Genomic DNA, 16,931 nt, shown 5'->3' with positions numbered 1-16,931 from the left:
CATCCCCACATGGAGAAACCCGCCAGCAGTACGCGCGGCGCCGCGCGGCGTGTCCCCAGGCCATCGCGCCCTGCGCCCCAGGCCCTGGCCGAGTGCGGCTCATTCGCGCAACTGGCGCGACGCGCGCATGCCCTGGAAGCGTTGGATCGCGCGCTGCGGCAGACCTTGCCGCTGCCTTTGCGTGACCAGGTCCGCTTCGCCGACGTACGCCAGGGACGCCTGGTATTCCTGGCCAACTCACCGGCCTGGGCGTCGCGCCTGCGCCTGGCTCAGGGCCAGATCCTGGCGTGCGCGCGCGCGATCGGCGTCGCCGCCGCCGCAATCAGGGTAAAAGTGGTGACGCCGTCCACCACGGTGACGGCATCAATAGCGCCGGCCATGTCGATCTCACCGGCAGCGGCAGCGCACCTGCGGGCCGCGGCTGGCGGCCTTCAAGATCCGGAGCTGCGCTCGATGTTCCTCGCGCTGGCCGCGCAGGCCGACCAACGCCTGGCCAAAGATCCCTGAGCTGGCAGCCTGACACGGCGCCAACCGGTGCAATCCAGGATCGAAGCCCCCATGCCGGCTGCCCGGCGCCGGACGCGGCCTAGATGGCCTGGGCCGGATGCGCGTAGGAGATCGGCGACACCGCCGGATCATCCTGGTAACTGACCTCTTCCCATGCCGAGGTGTCCGCAACCAGGGTGCGCAACAGCTTGTTGTTGAGTTCGTGGCCGGATTTGTGGGCGTGGTAGGCACCAATCAGGCTATGCCCGAGCAGGTACAAGTCGCCGATCGCGTCCAGGATCTTGTGCTTGACGAACTCGTCTTCGTAACGCAGCCCGTCCTCATTGAGTACCCGGTAATCATCCAGCACGACCGCATTGTCCATCGAGCCGCCCAGGGCCAGGTTCGCCTCGCGCAGGACCTCGATGTCGCGCATGAAGCCGAACGTGCGTGCGCGGCTGACTTCCTTGACGTAGGAGGTGGTGGAGAAGTCGATCTCGCTGTGCGAGGTGCGCTTGGAAATGATTGGATGGTTGAAGTCGATCGAGAAGCCGACCTTGAAGCCTTCGAACGGGGCGAAGCTGGCCCACTTGTCGCCATCCTCCACCCGGATCGGCTTGCGGATACGGATGAAGCGCTTGGCGGCGTTCTGCTCCTCGATACCGGCCGATTGCAGCAGGAACACGAATGGCCCTGCACTGCCGTCCATGATCGGCACTTCCGGAGCCGAGAGGTCGACGTAGGCATTGTCCACACCCAGCCCAGCCATTGCCGAGAGCAGGTGCTCGACCGTAGCCACCCGCGCGTCGCCGTTCACCAGCGTGGTCGAAAGCCGCGTATCGCCGACGTTGTCCTGGCGCGCGTGGATATCCACGGGCGGATTGAGGTCGGTGCGACGGAACACGATACCCGTATTGGGTGCCGCCGGGCGCAGCGTCATGTAGACCTTGTCGCCGGTATGCAGACCGACGCCAGTGGCCCGTATGACATTTCTCAGCGTGCGCTGCTTGATCATGGGAGGTAGGTCTCGTGGCGGCAACCGATTCGGCGCGGATACTAACACAGTCTTAACCAACCGCAATAGCAAACCGTACTGTACAGTATGACTAAGCGTGACGTGCGTTCATCTTTGCCAGATGGCTGGATGGTCCCAACCTGGAACCTGGGGCATATGGACGATGCGTCGAGGCTGCGGCAGGTTCCCAGCCTGACCGTCGCCCACGTCCTTGGTTCGCCGCTGTGATGCCGAATCTCGTCACCTCCTCGTCACGCCATGGGCCGCACTGCCCGTCGGATGCGTCATACGCGTCGTCTGGACGCCGCCGCTCCCGCGCTGACACGGCGCCCGCCTGATCAGTCGGCCTGCCGCCGCAGGAAGGCGGGAATGTCCAGGTAGTCAAACCCAGGTTCACTTTTGCCCGTCGACGCGGCATCGGTACCCACGCCCGTCTGCGGCCCACGCTCACGTTGCGCGTAATCGACCACCTCATTGCCGGTCCCCGTGCGCAGCAACACCGGGCGCGGACGCTCGATGACCGGCTCGACCAGTTGGATCGGCGGCCGCGCGCGCGAGGCGTCTGCACGATTGAGGCCGGTGGCAACCACCGTCACCCGCACGTCGTCCTGCATATCCGGGTCCATCGAGGTACCGATGACCACGGTCGCGTCTTCGCTGGCAAAATCGTGGATGATGCGCCCAATTTCGTCGAACTCGCGCATCGTGAGGTTGGGTCCGGCGGTGACGTTGACCAGGATGCCGCAGGCGCCGTTGAGATTGACGTCCTCCAGCAACGGGTTCTTGATCGCCGCCTCGGCTGCGGCCTGGGCGCGGTCGTCGCCGCGGGCAGTGCCCGAGCCCATCATGGCCTGGCCCATTTCCGACATCACCGTGCGCACATCGGCAAAATCGACATTGATCAGGCCTGGCGCCGTGATCAGGTCGGCAATGCCCTGGACCGCGCCCTGCAGCACGTCGTTGGCGGCCTTGAACGCGTTCAGCAACGTGACCTCGCGGCCGAGCACGTTGAGCAGCTTCTCGTTCGGCACGGTAATCAATGAATCGACGTGCTGCGAGAGATCCTCGATGCCCTTCAGTGCCACCTGCATGCGCCGCCGACCCTCGAACGGAAACGGCTTGGTGACCACGGCCACGGTAAGGATGCCCTTTTCCTTGGCGAGCTGCGCCACCACCGGCGCCGCGCCGGTACCCGTGCCGCCGCCCATGCCCGCGGTGATGAACACCATGTCCGCGCCATCGAGCATGGCCTCGATCTGCTCGCGGTCCTCCAGCGCCGCCTGGCGGCCGACCTCCGGGTTGGCGCCGGCGCCAAGGCCCTTGGTCACGTTGCCGCCAAGCTGCAGGTGCATGCGCGAACCGCAGGTGGTCATGGCCTGGGCGTCGGTGTTCGCGACCACAAACTCGACCCCCTCGATATTGGCGTCCAACATATGCGCCACGGCATTGCCGCCACCGCCGCCAACCCCGATCACCTTGATGATCGCGTTGGGAGAAAGCTTTTCGATCAATTCAAACATGTCCCGTCCTCCGTCGTTGTTTTATGACCCGCGCCGACCTGGCATCGATTGCGGGCGCCGGGCTGTATCCCTGGAATGCCCTGGCAATGCATCCCGCATCGCCCTGAAACCGGATGGCCGTTGCCGGCCACCATGCCGCCACCACCATTCAAAAATTCCGCGCCACCCAACCGCGCAAGCGGCCAACCAGCGCATCCGTACTGCCGGCTGAAGTGCGGCCGCTACGCTGGCTGCCGACCCGCGCGCCATGCAGCAGCAGGCCGACTCCGGTCGCATGCAAGGGGCTGGTCACCACATCGCCCAGGCCCTCGACCTGCTGCGGCACGCCGATGCGCACCATCTTGTGGAAGATTTCCTCGGCCAGCTCCAACGCGCCTTCCATGCGCGAGGCGCCGCCAGTCAGCACCACGCCGGCCGCGACCAGGCTCTCGTAGCCGGAGCGCCGCAGCTGGTCCTGCACCATCTCGAAGATTTCCTCGTAACGCGCCTGCACGCTCTGCGCGAGCGACTGGCGCGCCAGCCGACGTGGCGGGCGATCGCCGACGCTGGGCACCTGGATGGTTTCCTCCGCGTGGGTCAGCCCGGTTTGCGCGCACGCGTACTTGATCTTGATTTCCTCGGCGTGCGCGGTGGGCGTATGCACGCCATAGGCAATGTCATTGGTCACCTGGTCGCCACCGACCGGAAGCGAGGCGGTAAAGCGGATTGCGCCCTGGGTGTAGATCGCCACGTCGGTGGTGCCGGCGCCAATGTCGACCAGGCACACGCCGAGTTCGCGCTCGTCATCGGTGAGCACGCTCATTGCGCTGGCCAGGCCGGACGGCACGAGGCCGTCGACCGTGAGGCCGCAGCGCTGGATGCACTTGGTAATGTTCTGCACCGCGGCCGCGGCGCCAGTCACCAGGTGCACGCTTGCCTCCAGCCGCACCCCACTCATGCCCACCGGGCGGCGGATGCCGTCCTGGCCGTCGATGCGGTATTCCTGTGATTCCTTGAACAGCACCTTGCGGTCGGCCGGGATGGCCACCGCGCTGGCCGCCTCGAGCACCTGCTCAAGGTCGCCCGCCGTGACCTCATGGTCACGGATTGCAGCGCTGCCGTGCGAGTTGCGGGTTTCCAGGTGACTCCCGGAAATCGAGGCGAACACCGAGCGGATGTCGCAGCCGGCCATCAGCTCGGCTTCCTCCACGGCATGCTGGATCGAGTGCACGGTCGATTCAATGTCCACGACCGAGCCACGCTTCATGCCGCGCGACACGTGGGTGCCAAGGCCGATCACGGTGATTGGCTGCTCGGGCTCGTACTCGCCGACGATCGCCACTACTTTCGAAGTGCCAATGTCCAGCCCGACCACGAGTTGCTTGTCGTTGTGGGTTCTCATGCGGGCGGCGTGCCTCCGGCGGTGGGTGGCGTCGCCGGGGGCCAAAGCACGGCAAAGCCATTGGTGTAACGCAAGTCGGCGTAGACGAAGGTGCGATCGTGGCCGGTCATCAATTGCGGCAACACGTCCAGGAAGCGGTGCAGGCGCGGCGCCGCCTGGGCACTGTCCCCAATCACGACCCGAGCGCCATCACCGATGCGGATGCTCCAGCTGCCGCGATCGGTCAGGGTCAAGCCCTGGACCTGTACCCTGGCGCGGGCAAACGCCTTGCGCGCCTCGCTGTAGAAACTCACCACTTCGGCCAGGCGCGCGTCCGGGCCGCGCAAATCGGGCAAGGCAGGCGCGCCGGCCGGCAGGACGGCATTGAACACGACACCCTTGCTGCTGATCAGTTGCTGCTCATTCCAGTGCGCAAACGGCTGGCGCTCGTGTACGCGCAGCACCAGCGTGTCCGGCCAGCGCTTGCGCACCTCGACCGCCTCGACCCAAGGCAAGGCTGCCACGGCCCGCTGCACCGCACCCAGGTCCAGCGCAAAGAAGCCCTTGTCCACGCGCGGCGCCACCGCGGCACGGATCTGCGCCGCGTCCACATATTTGAAGTGGGCCTGCACCACCAGCCGTGTCACCGGCCAGCTTTGCGCCGCAAACCAGCCGCGCAACACGCCAACCATGGGCAGCGCCACCAGCACGATCGCCAGGCACCAGGCCAGCAGGCGCACCGAGCCCCTCATGACTGGCCTCCAGCGGGGACGGCCTGGTTGGCGGGCGGCGGCAGCACGCTGCGCATGCTGGTCTCGAGCACGCGCCAGCACAATTCCTGGTAGTCCATGCCGGCCACCGCCGCAGCCTTGGGCACCAGCGAATGCGAGGTCATGCCTGGTGCGGTGTTGACCTCGAGCAGCCAGTTCTGTCCGGTGCGGTCGCGCATGACGTCGACCCGGCCCCAGCCGGCACAGTCAAGCGCGGTGAACGCCGACCAGGCCAGCTCGCGCAGGGCCTGTTCCGCGGCACCCTCCAGGCCCGGGCAAAGGTACTGGGTATCCTCGGCGACATACTTGGCGTCGTAGTCGTAGAAATCGGCATGCGGCACGATGTGGATGCTCGGCAGCACCTCGTTGCCAAGCACGCCGACCGTGAGCTCCTCACCCTCGATCAACCGCTCGACCAGCAGCGCCCCGGGGTAGCGCGAGGCCAGGGCTGCGGCCGCATCGAGCTGCGAGTCGGCAAACACGCGGGTCACACCCACGCTGGAGCCCTCGCAGGCCGGCTTGACGATGAGCGGGAAGCCCAGCCTGGCCGCCGCTTCGTGCACGCTCTCGCCGTGCGCGACGGCCACGAATTCCGGCGTAGGCAGGCCCAGCGACTGCCACACCCGCTTGGAACGCGGCTTGTCCATGGACAGCGCCGAACCGAGCACACCCGAACCGGTATACGGCACGCCGAGCGCTTCCAGCGCGCCCTGCAGCACGCCGTCCTCGCCACCACCATGCTGCCCGTGCAGGATGTTGAACACGCGGGCAAAACGCTGCGCCTGCAGCGCATGCAGCAGCGCCGGGATGCCGTCCACGGCCTCGGCATCGACGCCGCGCGCGTGGAGCGCGGCCAGCACGTTGCGTCCGGAGTTCAAGGACACCTCGCGCTCGGCGGAGGTGCCGCCCATGACCACGGCGACGTGGCCAAACTCGCGCGCGTCGGTGACACGCCTGGCGGGAGTCGTGACGTTCATGCGGCGTCCTCCGTCTTCAGGTGGCCGCGGCCGGCCAGTGCCGTTGCCGCCGTGCCGATGTCGCCCGCGCCAAGCAGCAACACCATGTCACCGTCACGCAGCAGGGCGGGCAGGGTCGCGGCGAGTTCGCGTGGATGGTCGATGAACACCGGATCGACCTTGCCGCGCGCGCGCACGGCGCGGGCCAGCGAGCGCCCGTCGGCGCCGGCAATCGGCGCCTCGCCCGCGGGATACACGTCGGTCAGGACCAGGACATCGGCCTCGCACAACACGCCGGCAAAGTCGTCCAGCAAGTCGCGGGTGCGCGTGTAGCGATGCGGTTGGAACACGATCACCAGGCGCCGCCCAGGCCAACCGTCGCGTGCCGCCTGCATCACCGCCGAGAGCTCGCGCGGATGGTGGCCATAATCGTCGACCAGCAGCACCTTGCCGTCGTCGATCGGCAGCTCGCCATTGATGTGGAAGCGCCGGCCGACGCCCTGGAAGCGCTCGAGCGCACGGGCGATCGCGAACGGTTCGACGCCGAGATGCCAGCCAATCGTGGCCGCAGCCACGGCGTTGAGTACGTTGTGCCGCCCTGGCAGGTTCAGCGTGATCGGCAACGGCGGCTGGCCCGGCAGCAACAAGTCGAAATGGGTGCGTGCGCCCTCGGCCCGCAGGTTCTCGCCACGCACGTCGGCCGCGTGCTCGATGGCGTAGGTCAGGGTCGAGCGCGCGGTGCGCTGCGCCAGCTCGGCGACCTCCGGGTTGTCCACGCACAGCACCGCCAGGCCGTAGAACGGCAGGCGATGCAGGAAATCGGCAAAGGCCTGCTTCAGTTCCGCGAAATCCTCGTGGTAGTGGTCGAGATGATCGGCGTCGATATTGGTGATGACCGCAATCACCGGCGACAGCTTCAGGAACGAGCCATCGGATTCGTCGGCCTCGGCCACCAGGTAGGCGCCGGCGCCGAGCCGCGCATTGGCACCCGCCGACAGCAACTGGCCGCCGATGACAAAGGTGGGATCGTAGCCGGCCTCGGCCAGCACGCTGGCGATGAGGCTGGTGGTGGTGGTCTTGCCGTGGGAGCCGGCCACGGCAATGCCGCGGCGGAAGCGCATCAGCTCGCCGAGCATTTCGGCACGCGGCACCACCGGGATGCGCCGCGCCTCGGCGGCCTTGAGTTCGGGGTTGTCGGCCCGGATTGCGCTGGAGACCACGACGGCATCGACGTTGGCGACGTGCGCCGCGTCATGGCCGATGGCAACGTCCACGCCCATGCCGGCCAGCCGCGCGGTCACCGGCGAGGCCGCGCGATCCGAACCGGATACCTCGTAACCCAGCGTATGCAGCACCTCGGCGATGCCGCTCATGCCGGCGCCGCCGATGCCAATGAAATGCACGCGACGGAAGCTCTGCATGACGTCGCCATGCGGCGGCAGGCGGCGCGCGGTCATGCTCCCACCTCCACGCAGGCTCGCGCGATGACGTACGCGGCATCGGGCTTGGCCAGGGTTCGCGCCGCCTCGGCCATGGCCAGGAGCTGGGAGCGGCTGTCCAGCATCGCTTCCAGGGACGCCGCCAGCGCCTCGGGGTCCAGGGCCTGCGCGGCATGCCGGTCTTCACCCATCAGCCGCGCGGCGCCCGCGGCGACCAGGGCTTCGGCGTTGCGCGTCTGATGATCATCCACCGCGTACGGAAACGGCACCAGCAGCGCCCCAAGCCCCACTGCGGTCAGTTCGGCCAGGGTCAGCGCGCCTGCCCGGCACACCGCCAGGTCGGCCCAGGCATAGCGTGCGGCCATGTCGTCGATGAAGGCCAGAAGTTGCACCTCGACCGCGGCCGCAGCGTAAGCCGCTCGTGCCTCGTCCAGGCCACGCGTCCCGCACTGGTGCACCACGTCCGGACGCTGCCGGGGTGGGATCGTGGCCAGCGCGCGCGGCACGGCCAGGTTGAGTGTACGCGCGCCCAGGCTGCCGCCCAGCACCAGCAGGCGTGGGCGGCCGCTGCGCGCGGCGAAACGCTGCGCCGGCGGCGGCACCTGGGCAATCGCCTCGCGCACCGGATTGCCGACCCAGCGCGCGCGCGGCAGCACGTCTGCAAAACCGGTCAGGACCTCCCGCGCCACGGGCGCGAGCAGGCGGTTGGTCACCCCGGCGATGCGGTTCTGTTCGTGGACCACCAAGGGCACGCGCAGCAGCCAGGCCGCGATGCCTCCCGGGCCGGCGGCATAGCCGCCCATCGAGAGCACGCTGCGCGGCCGCAGCTTGCGCAGCACGCGCCAGGCGGCGAACAGCGCGCGAAGCAGCATGACCGGGGCGAGCAGGCGCTTGCCCCAGCCCTTGCCGCGCAAACCGCCGACCGCGATCAGGTGCAGCGGAATCTGTCGCGCCGCCACCACCTCCGCCTCCATGCCGCCGCGGGCGCCGAGCCAAGCCACCGGCACGCCCTGCCCGCGCAGGCGTTCGGCCACGGCGAGGCCGGGGAAGATATGCCCGCCGGTGCCGCCGGCCATGATCAGCACGGGTGCGGAGGCGTTCATGCCGCCTCCAGTTCGCGCGCATGCGAGGCGAGGCCGGCATCGACAGCAGTGACACCGGCCGGCAAGTGTTCGCGCGCCGCGCGGATGTCCAGCGCGCGGTTGATCTCCAGTGTCGCGCGCAGCAGCAGGCCGGCCATCATGCAGGTCAGTACCATCGAGGAGCCGCCATAGCTGATGAGTGGCAGGGTCAAGCCCTTGGTAGGCAGCACGCCCAGGTTCACGCCAATGGAGACGATCGCCTGCAAGGCCAGCATCAGGGATGCGCCAAAGGCAACGTGGGCGGCAAACAGGCGGTTCACCTCCACCCCACGCAGCGCCAGCAGCAGGCCGCGCCAGACCACGAGCGCAAACAGGCCGATGACCAGCAGCACGCCGGCCAGGCCGAGCTCCTCGCCAATCACGGCAAAGATGAAATCGGTGTGCGCCTCGGGCAGGTAAGAGAGCTTGAGCACGCTCGAACCCAGGCCGACGCCATCCCATTGCCCGCGGCCGATCGCCATGAGCGACTGCGTGAGCTGGAAGCCGTCATTGAACGGGTCCTTCCACGGATCCAGGAACGAGGTCAGCCGCTTCATGCGGTAGCTCTCGCCGGTGGCGGCGACGTACAACAAGGGCATCAGCGGCAAGCCCATGAGAAACAAGTACAGCGGCCGGGCGCCACCAAACCAGACCATGGCGATCGTCACCGCGATCACCAGGGTGGCCGAGCCAAAATCGGGTTGCGCGAGCAGCAGCAGCACGATCAGGCCAGCCACCAGCAGCGGCTTGAACAGGCCGAGGAGCCGGGTTTCCACGTTGTCGCGATGGCGCACGAGGTAGCTGGCCACGTACACCACCAGGATCAGCTTCACCGCCTCGACCGGCTGGAACGTGGTGACGATGAGGTTGAGCCAACGCCGCGCGCCATTGATGCGCATGCCCAGGTGGGGTACGAACACCGCCACCAGCAGCACGAAACCAATGGCCAGCAGCGGCAGCGCCCAGGTCTCGAAGCGCTTCAGGTCGATGCGCACCACGAGCACGGCACCGAACACGCCCAGGACGAGGAACACGAGCTGGCGCTTCAGGAAATACAGCGCGCCCAGGTGCTGGCTGTCGGCCACCGCAATCGAGCTCGAGGTGATCATCACCACGCCGATGGCGGCCAGGCCGACCAGGCCGACCAGCAGCCATGCGTCCACGCGGCCGCGCGGTTGCTGGCGTCTGGTGGCTTGCATGGCGTCGAACATCTCAGCGCACCTTCAACGTAGCCAGGCCGATCAACACGAGCACCACCGAGATGATCCAGAAGCGCACGATCACCCGTGGCTCCGGCCAGCCCTTGAGCTCGAAGTGGTGGTGGATCGGCGCCATGCGGAAGATGCGCTTGCCAGTCAGCTTGAAGCTGCCCACCTGCAGCATCACCGAGGCGGTTTCCATCACGAACAGGCCGCCCATCACCAGCAATACGATCTCCTGGCGCACGATCACCGCGACGCAGCCCAGCGCCGCGCCGAGTGCGAGCGCGCCGACGTCGCCCATGAACACCTGGGCCGGATAGGTGTTGAACCACAAGAAGCCCAACCCCGCGCCCGCCAGCGCACCGCAGAAGATCGACAGCTCGCCGGCGCCGGGAATGGAGGGGATGCCCAGGTATTCGGAAAACACCCGGTTGCCCGCCAGGTAGGCAAACACGCCCAGCGCGCCGGACACCAGCACCACCGGCATCACCGCCAGCCCATCCAGGCCGTCGGTGAGGTTCACCGCATTGGAGAAGCCCACCATCATGAAGTAGGCGACGACCACGAAGAACCCGCCCATGGGGACTGCGACCTGCTTGAACAGCGGCACGTACAGCGCGGTCTCGGCGACCGGCAAGCTGCCGAGCACGGCCGGCGCGGTGTGGTAGAGGAACAGCGCGGCGCCCAGGCCGCACGCCGATTGCCAGAAATATTTCCAGCGCGCCGGCAGGCCGCGGCTGTTCTTCAGCACCAGCTTGCGGTAGTCGTCGACGAAACCGATCACGCCGAAGCTCAGGGTGACCGCCAACACCACCCAGACGTAGCGGCTGTGCAGGTTCGCCCAGAGCAGCGTGGCCACGGTCACCGCCAGCAGGATCATGGCGCCGCCCATGGTTGGCGTGCCGGCCTTGACCAAGTGCGTCCGCGGGCCGTCCGAACGCACCACCTGGCCGGCTTTCAGCGCCGCCAGCTTGCGGATCATGGCCGGGCCCATGAGCAGGGACATGACCAGGGCGGTGAGCGCCGCCATGATGGTGCGGAAGGTGATGTACTGGAACACGTGCAAGGCGGTGAAGCGGCCTGCGAGCCAGTTGGCGAGCTCAAGCAGCATGCGCGTCCCCTCCTGCCGCGGTGCCCGCGCCATCCCGCAGCGCCTCGACCACGCGCTCCATGCCGGCCGAGCGCGAACCCTTGACCAGGCAAGTGACTCCGGCATGCAGCTGCGGGCGCAACACGGCCACCAGGCTCGGCTGGTCGACGTAGTGCTCGCCGCCAGCGCCGAACGCCTGCACCGTCTCCAGACCCAGCGGTCCGGTGGCGAACAGGCGCTCGACACCGCGCTCGCGCGCGTGCCGGCCGAGCGCGGCGTGCAGCGCGCGCGCCTCGGCGCCAAGCTCGGCCATGTCGCCCAGCACCAGCCAGTGCTCCCCAGGCGCCAGCAACAAGGTGTCGATCGCCGCGGCCATCGAGCCCGGATTGGCGTTGTAGCTGTCGTCGATGAGCGCCCAGCCACCGGCCGCGGGCTCGCGCTGCAGCCGACCGGGTACGCCCTGGACACTTTCCAGCCCAGCCACGATGGCCGCCAGCGGCACCTGCAGGGCGGTGGCCACCGCAGCGGCGGCCAGTGCATTCATGACGTTGTGCCGTCCTGGCAAGGGCAAATGCAGCTCGACCTCGCCTTGCGGCGTCCGCAACACGAAGCGCGAACCCCCGAGGGTGGAACGAATGTCGCGCGCGCTGATCGCCGCAGCGTGCTCCAAGCCGAAAAGCAACACCTGCCGCCCGGCGGCCAGGCCGGTGAAGAACGCGGCAAAGCGGTCATCGGCATTGATGACAGCCACGCCGTCGCGCGGCAGCCCCTCGTAGAGCGCGCCCTTGATGCTGGCGACGCCCTCCACGCTGCCCATGCGCTCGAGATGGGCTGGCGCGACCAGGGTGACCAGGCCGACATCGGGACGGGCGATGCCGGCGAGGTAGGCAATGTCACCCGGCTTGCCCGCGCCCATCTCGAACACCGCATATTGCGTATCGGCCGGCATGGCCAGCACGGAGAGCGGCAAGCCCAGCTCGTTGTTCTGGTTGCCGGCGCTGACGTGCGTGCGGCCGTGGCGGCGAAGGATCGCAGCCACCAGAGTCTTGGTGGTGGTCTTGCCGTTCGAGCCGGTGATGCCGACCACGCGCACATCGCGTTGGGCGCGCACGGCGCTGGCCAAGTCGCCGAGTGCCAGCGTGGTGTCGCTCACCAGCACCTGCGGCAGCGGGCTGTCAATGCGCCGGCTCACCAAGGCACCGACGGCGCCGTGGGCGGCCGCGGCCGGGAGGAAATCGTGGCCGTCGACGCGTTCGCCGGCAATGGCCACGAACAGGTTGCCTGCGTGCGCCTCACGGCTGTCCAGGGCGAAGCCAACCACCTCGGCATCGCTGCCAAACAGTTGCCCGTGCGCCCACATGGCGATGGCCGAGAGCCGCATCATGCCGACCGCTCCGGGAAGCGGCGACGCAAATCCGCGGCAGCCACCTCAAGGTCGCTGAAATGATGGCGGCCGGTGGCACCGTCCTGGTAGGTCTCGTGACCCTTGCCGGCAATGAGCACCACGTCGCCGGCGCCGGCACGCGCCAGGGCCAGGCCTATGGCCTTGGCCCGGTCGCGCTCGACCAGTGGCGAGGCCGTGGCAGGCATGCCGGCGACGATCTGCGCGACGATGGCGTCGCCGTCCTCGCCGCGTGGATTGTCGTCAGTGACGATCGCCACGTCAGCCAGGCGCGCGGCAATGGCGCCCATCAGGGGCCGCTTGCCGGCGTCGCGCTCGCCACCGCAGCCAAACACGCACAGCAGCCGGCCAGCGCAATGCTCGCGCAGCGCGCCCAGCGCCTGCTCAAGCGCGTCGGGAGTGTGCGCGTAGTCGACGACCACCAATGGCTGGGCGCCGACGCCGCCCAGCCGACTCATGCGCCCGAGCACCGGCTGCAACGCACCCAGCGCCGCGACGATGCGCTCGAAAGGCACGTCCAGCGCGCCCAGGCAGGCGGCCACCAGCAGCAGGTTGTCCACATTGAAGTGGCCAAGCAGGCCGCTCTCGACCACATGCACGCCCCAGGGCGTGTGCAGGGTGAAGCGCAGACCATTGCCGGAGGTGTCGACGGCGCTGGCCTGGATGGCCGCGCCGCTATCGGCGCGCTGGCTCACCGTCAGCAACTCGACCCCGGACGCCAATCCCTGCGCCAGCTCGACGCCAAACGCGTCATCGATATTGATCACCGCCACGCGCAGTCCCGGCCAGGCAAACAGCCGCGCCTTCGCCGCGCCATAGGCCTGCATGGTCCCGTGGTAGTCCAGATGGTCGCGGGTCAGGTTGGTGAACGCGGCCAACTCGAAATCCACGCCAGCCACGCGTTCCTGGGCCAGCGCATGCGAGGAGACTTCCATGGCCACGTGGCTGGCGCCGCGGTCGCGGAAGCCGGCCAGCAGGCCTTGCACGCTGATGACGTCTGGCGTGGTGCGCGCGCTGTCGCGCAAGTGTCCGGCCATGCCGCTGCCGAGCGTCCCGATGCTGGCGTTGGACAGGCCGAGGAAACTGAAGGCCTGGCCCAGGAGCTGCACACACGAGGTCTTGCCGTTCGTGCCAGTCACTCCGAGCACATGCATGGACTCGCTCGGTCGGCCGAAGTAGCGCGCGGCAATCTCGCCCAGCTGCTCGCGCAGCCGACCGATCCACAGCACCGGCACGCCATCGAGCATCGCCGGCAACTCGCCGGAGATTCCGGCGGCACCAGCACCAGGCAGTGGCGTTTCGGCCAGGATCACCGCCGCACCACGCTGCACGGCGCCGGCAGCATAGGCAAAGCCGTGCGCCTGCGTGCCGCCCAGGGCGACGAACGCCTCGCCGCGACCCACCTGGCGTGAATCCAGGCTCAGCCCGGAGATCACGATGCGGTTTGCGCCGGGATTGGCGGCCAACTCGCGATCGGCAATGCCGAGCAGCAACTGGTCGAGATGGCCGAGGCTCATGGCGGGCCTCCATCGACTGGCGCGTCATCGATCGCCGCCTCGCGTGGCGGCGCCGCGCCAGCCAGGCCGCCCGTGCCCTGCAGTGGACCGCCGACGTACCAGCGCCCGATGTTGTCCGGCGGCACGTCGAGCAGGCGCAGCGCCCCGGCCATCACGTGCGCAAACGCCGGCGCGGACACCATGCCGCCGTAGTAGCTGCCCTTGCTGGGATTGCTGATGATCACGACGCCGACCAGGCGCGGATTGCTCGCCGGCACGATGCCGGCAAACGCGGCAATGTAGTTGTTCCGGTCGTAACCGCCGGCGCTGGCCCGGTGCGCCGTGCCGGTCTTGCCGGCGACGCTGTAGTTCGGAATGCGCGCCTCTGGCGCGGTGCTGCCGGGGCCGGTCACCGTCTCCAGCATCCGCACCAGTTCGTGGGCCACCTGCGGCGAGACCACCTGCTTGCCGGGATTGTCGGCGCCATGGATGAAACTCGGCGCGCGCATGACGCCGTCGTCGGCCAGCGCGGCATAGGCGCTGGCCAGCTGCAGCACAGTCACGTTCAGGCCGTAGCCGTAGGCCATCGTGGCCTTCTCCAACGGCCGCCAGCCGTGTCCGACCTTCAGGTACCCGGAGGACTCGCCCGGAAAACCGCTGTTGGTGCTGTTGCCGAAGCCGAAGGCGCGGAAGGTGTCGTACATCAGGCTGGTGTCGAGCTGCATGGCGATCTTCGCCGCGCCCACATTGCTGGACTTGGTGATCACCCCGGTCGGCGTGAGCAGGCCGTAGTTGTGCGTGTCGTGGATGTCGTGGCCCTGGAAATACCAGTGTCCGCCGGTGGTGTCGATGATTGGCGTGGTCGGGGTGAACTTGCCGCTGGACAAGGCCGCCGCCAGCGTGAACGGTTTCATGGTCGAGCCGGGCTCGATGACGTCGGTCATCGCCCGGTTGCGGCGCTCAGCCGGCTTGCTCGCGGCCACGTCGTTCGGGTTGTAGGTCGGCAGGTTGACCATGGCCAGCACCTCGCCGGTCTTCACGTCCAGCACGACGATCGAACCCGAGTCGGCCTGGAATTTCTCCAGCGTGCTGCCCAGCTCGCTGTAGGCCAGGAATTGGATGCGGCGGTCGATGCTGAGCGTGAGGTCGCGACCGGGCTGGGGTGCGCGCAACTGCTCAAGGTTCTCCACCACGCGACCCAGGCGATCGCGGATCACCTGCTTGGAACCAGGCTGGCCGGACAACCAACCGTCGTAGGCCAGCTCGAGGCCCTCCTGACCGTGGTCGTCGATGTTGGTGAAGCCGAGCACGTGCGCGGTGACGTCGCCGGAAGGGTAATAACGCTTGAATTCGCGCTGGCTGTACACGCCCGGGATATTGAGCTGCAGCACCTCGTCGGCCGCCGCCGGACTCATCTGCCGGCGCAGGTATACGAATTCGCGGTCGGCGCGCTGCGCCAGGCGCTCCTTGAGCTCGGCCGCATTGACGCCCAGCGCGTGCGCCAGCGCGGCGACGCGGCTGTCGTCCTCCAGCACCTCGGAGGGATTGGCCCACAGCGAGGTGACCGGGGTGGACACGGCCAACGGCTCGCCATTGCGGTCGAAGATCGTGCCGCGCGACACCGGGATCGGCATCTCGCGCAGGAAGCGGGCATCGCCCTGGCGCTGGTAGAACTGCTTGCGCACCACTTGCAGGTCGAACGCGCGCGCGACCAGGCCAATCGAAGCCAGGCCGAGCATGCCGACCACCAGCACCATGCGCCGGCGGGCATCGGGCCCTTCGCGGCGACGGCCATGGCTGCCCGGCTTGCGCGGAGGCGTATGCCCGATCATCGGTGCAGCAGCCGGATGTCTTGCGGACGCGGCTGCAGCATGCCGAGCCGGCTGCGCGCCTGCTCGTCGATGCGCCGGGGCTCGGCGTAGGTGGCCTGCTCCAGCTCCAGCCGCCCATATTCAATGTTCAGGTCGTCGCGCTCGGCCTGTAGCGCGGTCAGGCGCACGAACAGAACGCGGCTCTCGTGGCGCGTCCACACCACGCCGATGGCACTGGCCAGCACGGCCACCAGGAGGCCGAGCAGCACGATGACGCCAAGCAGCTTCATGCGGCCACCGCCACGGGTAATTTCTCCGCCACGCGCAACACTGCCGAGCGCGCCCGCGGATTGGCGGCCAACTCGGCGGCACCCGGAAAGCGCGCCTTGCCCACCGCCTTGAGCCGCGCCACCGGCGCTGCCACCGGTGGCCCGCGCCGGCGGTTCTGCACGCGGCCCGACTGTGCGCGGATGAACTGCTTGACGCTGCGGTCTTCCAGCGAATGGAAGCTGATCACCACCAGTCGGCCGCCAGGACGGAGGGATTCGAGCGCAGCCTCGAGCCCAGCCTGCAGCGCCGCCAGTTCCCCGTTCACCTGGATGCGCAAGGCCTGGAAGCTGCGCGTCGCCGGATGCTTGCCGGGCTCATGCCAGCCCACCACGCGCTCGATCAGCGCGGCAAGCTGGGTGGTGCGCAGCAGCGGCCGCACCTCGCGCTCGGCGACGATCGCCCGGGCGATGCGCCGCGCATGGCGCTCCTCGCCGTATTCCCACAGCACCTGGGCAATCCCAGCCTCGCTCGCGCGGGCCAGGAAATCCGCTGCACTGGCGCCTGCGCCGGGATCCATGCGCATGTCCAGCGGCGCGTCATGCAGGAAGCTGAAGCCGCGTGCCGCCTCGTCCAGTTGTGGCGAGGACACGCCCAGGTCAAGCAGCACGCCATCGAGGCCCGGAGCCGTGGCCTCCCACGTGCCCAGGCTGGAGAAATTGGCCTGGCACATGGCCACGCGCGGATCGTCGGCAAACTCGGCACGTGCCGCGGCGATCGCCGCCGGATCGCGATCCATCAACAACAACCGGCCTTGCGCGCCAAGCCGCGACAGCACCACACGCGCGTGTCCGCCGCGACCAAATGTGCCATCCAGATATCGTCCGTCTGCGCGCACCGACAGACCCTCCACGACCTCGCCCAACATCACCGGGACGTGTCGCAATGGCTGTTCAGGATTCGCCATGCCGCACTCCCGCTCTCGTCTGACCGCAC

Annotated in this window: 15 protein-coding genes; 1 reads left to right on the top strand and 14 read right to left on the bottom strand. The window is 68.3% G+C overall.

Annotated elements, in window-relative coordinates; all coding sequences use genetic code 11:
• The first annotated feature begins 9 nt into the window (after positions 1-9).
• Positions 10-507, top strand: coding sequence for a DciA family protein (locus tag AC3WJB_RS05545; protein ID WP_492679514.1), 498 nt, complete (start codon positions 10-12; stop codon positions 505-507).
• Between the two features lie 79 nt (positions 508-586).
• On the opposite strand, the gene lpxC is transcribed toward AC3WJB_RS05545, so the two are convergent.
• From lpxC to rsmH, 14 genes are all read right to left on the bottom strand, one after another.
• Positions 587-1,501, bottom strand: coding sequence for a UDP-3-O-acyl-N-acetylglucosamine deacetylase (gene lpxC / locus AC3WJB_RS05540; RefSeq protein WP_492679512.1), 915 nt, complete (start codon positions 1,499-1,501; stop codon positions 587-589).
• 338 nt (positions 1,502-1,839) lie between these two features.
• Positions 1,840-3,021, bottom strand: a complete 1,182-nt coding sequence (gene ftsZ / locus AC3WJB_RS05535) for a cell division protein FtsZ (protein ID WP_492679510.1) — start codon at positions 3,019-3,021, stop codon at positions 1,840-1,842.
• A gap of 148 nt (positions 3,022-3,169) precedes the next feature.
• On the bottom strand, positions 3,170-4,402 hold the full coding sequence (gene ftsA, locus AC3WJB_RS05530) for a cell division protein FtsA (protein WP_492679508.1): 1,233 nt from the start codon (positions 4,400-4,402) through the stop codon (positions 3,170-3,172).
• The gene (locus AC3WJB_RS05525; RefSeq protein ID WP_492679506.1) at positions 4,399-5,133 is read right to left on the bottom strand and encodes a cell division protein FtsQ/DivIB; all 735 of its coding nucleotides are present in this window, start codon (positions 5,131-5,133) and stop codon (positions 4,399-4,401) included. The genes ftsA and AC3WJB_RS05525 overlap by 4 nt, the downstream gene beginning before the upstream one ends.
• Positions 5,130-6,128 carry a D-alanine--D-alanine ligase gene (locus AC3WJB_RS05520; protein WP_492679504.1) on the bottom strand — a complete coding sequence of 333 codons (999 nt, stop codon included), beginning with the start codon at positions 6,126-6,128 and terminating at the stop codon, positions 5,130-5,132. The genes AC3WJB_RS05525 and AC3WJB_RS05520 overlap by 4 nt, the downstream gene beginning before the upstream one ends.
• Positions 6,125-7,564, bottom strand: coding sequence for a UDP-N-acetylmuramate--L-alanine ligase (gene murC / locus AC3WJB_RS05515; RefSeq protein ID WP_492679502.1), 1,440 nt, complete (start codon positions 7,562-7,564; stop codon positions 6,125-6,127). The genes AC3WJB_RS05520 and murC overlap by 4 nt, the downstream gene beginning before the upstream one ends.
• Entirely contained in the window at positions 7,561-8,649 is a 1,089-nt protein-coding gene (murG, locus tag AC3WJB_RS05510) for an undecaprenyldiphospho-muramoylpentapeptide beta-N-acetylglucosaminyltransferase (RefSeq protein ID WP_492679500.1), read from the bottom strand. The genes murC and murG overlap by 4 nt, the downstream gene beginning before the upstream one ends.
• A complete protein-coding gene (ftsW, locus tag AC3WJB_RS05505; protein WP_492679498.1) occupies positions 8,646-9,878 on the bottom strand; it encodes a putative lipid II flippase FtsW in 1,233 nt (410 codons plus the stop codon). The genes murG and ftsW overlap by 4 nt, the downstream gene beginning before the upstream one ends.
• Position 9,879: 1 nt before the next feature.
• Complete coding sequence (mraY, locus tag AC3WJB_RS05500; protein WP_492679496.1) at positions 9,880-10,980, bottom strand: phospho-N-acetylmuramoyl-pentapeptide-transferase; 1,101 nt, start codon at positions 10,978-10,980, stop codon at positions 9,880-9,882.
• Positions 10,970-12,343, bottom strand: a complete 1,374-nt coding sequence (locus tag AC3WJB_RS05495) for a UDP-N-acetylmuramoyl-tripeptide--D-alanyl-D-alanine ligase (RefSeq protein WP_492679494.1) — start codon at positions 12,341-12,343, stop codon at positions 10,970-10,972. The genes mraY and AC3WJB_RS05495 overlap by 11 nt, the downstream gene beginning before the upstream one ends.
• Entirely contained in the window at positions 12,340-13,878 is a 1,539-nt protein-coding gene (locus AC3WJB_RS05490) for a UDP-N-acetylmuramoyl-L-alanyl-D-glutamate--2,6-diaminopimelate ligase (protein ID WP_492679492.1), read from the bottom strand. Before AC3WJB_RS05490 ends, AC3WJB_RS05495 begins: the two co-directional genes overlap by 4 nt.
• Positions 13,875-15,689, bottom strand: coding sequence for a peptidoglycan D,D-transpeptidase FtsI family protein (locus tag AC3WJB_RS05485; RefSeq protein ID WP_492679490.1), 1,815 nt, complete (start codon positions 15,687-15,689; stop codon positions 13,875-13,877). The genes AC3WJB_RS05490 and AC3WJB_RS05485 overlap by 4 nt, the downstream gene beginning before the upstream one ends.
• On the bottom strand, positions 15,686-15,958 hold the full coding sequence (gene ftsL / locus AC3WJB_RS05480) for a cell division protein FtsL (protein ID WP_492679488.1): 273 nt from the start codon (positions 15,956-15,958) through the stop codon (positions 15,686-15,688). The genes AC3WJB_RS05485 and ftsL overlap by 4 nt, the downstream gene beginning before the upstream one ends.
• Positions 15,955-16,902, bottom strand: a complete 948-nt coding sequence (gene rsmH / locus AC3WJB_RS05475) for a 16S rRNA (cytosine(1402)-N(4))-methyltransferase RsmH (protein WP_492679486.1) — start codon at positions 16,900-16,902, stop codon at positions 15,955-15,957. Before rsmH ends, ftsL begins: the two co-directional genes overlap by 4 nt.
• Positions 16,903-16,931: the final 29 nt, after the last annotated feature.

Source organism: Rhodanobacter sp. FW510-R10 (assembly GCF_058781105.1).
Note: the sequence above shows the minus strand (reverse complement) of the source record. Positions and strands in the feature narration are given on the sequence as shown.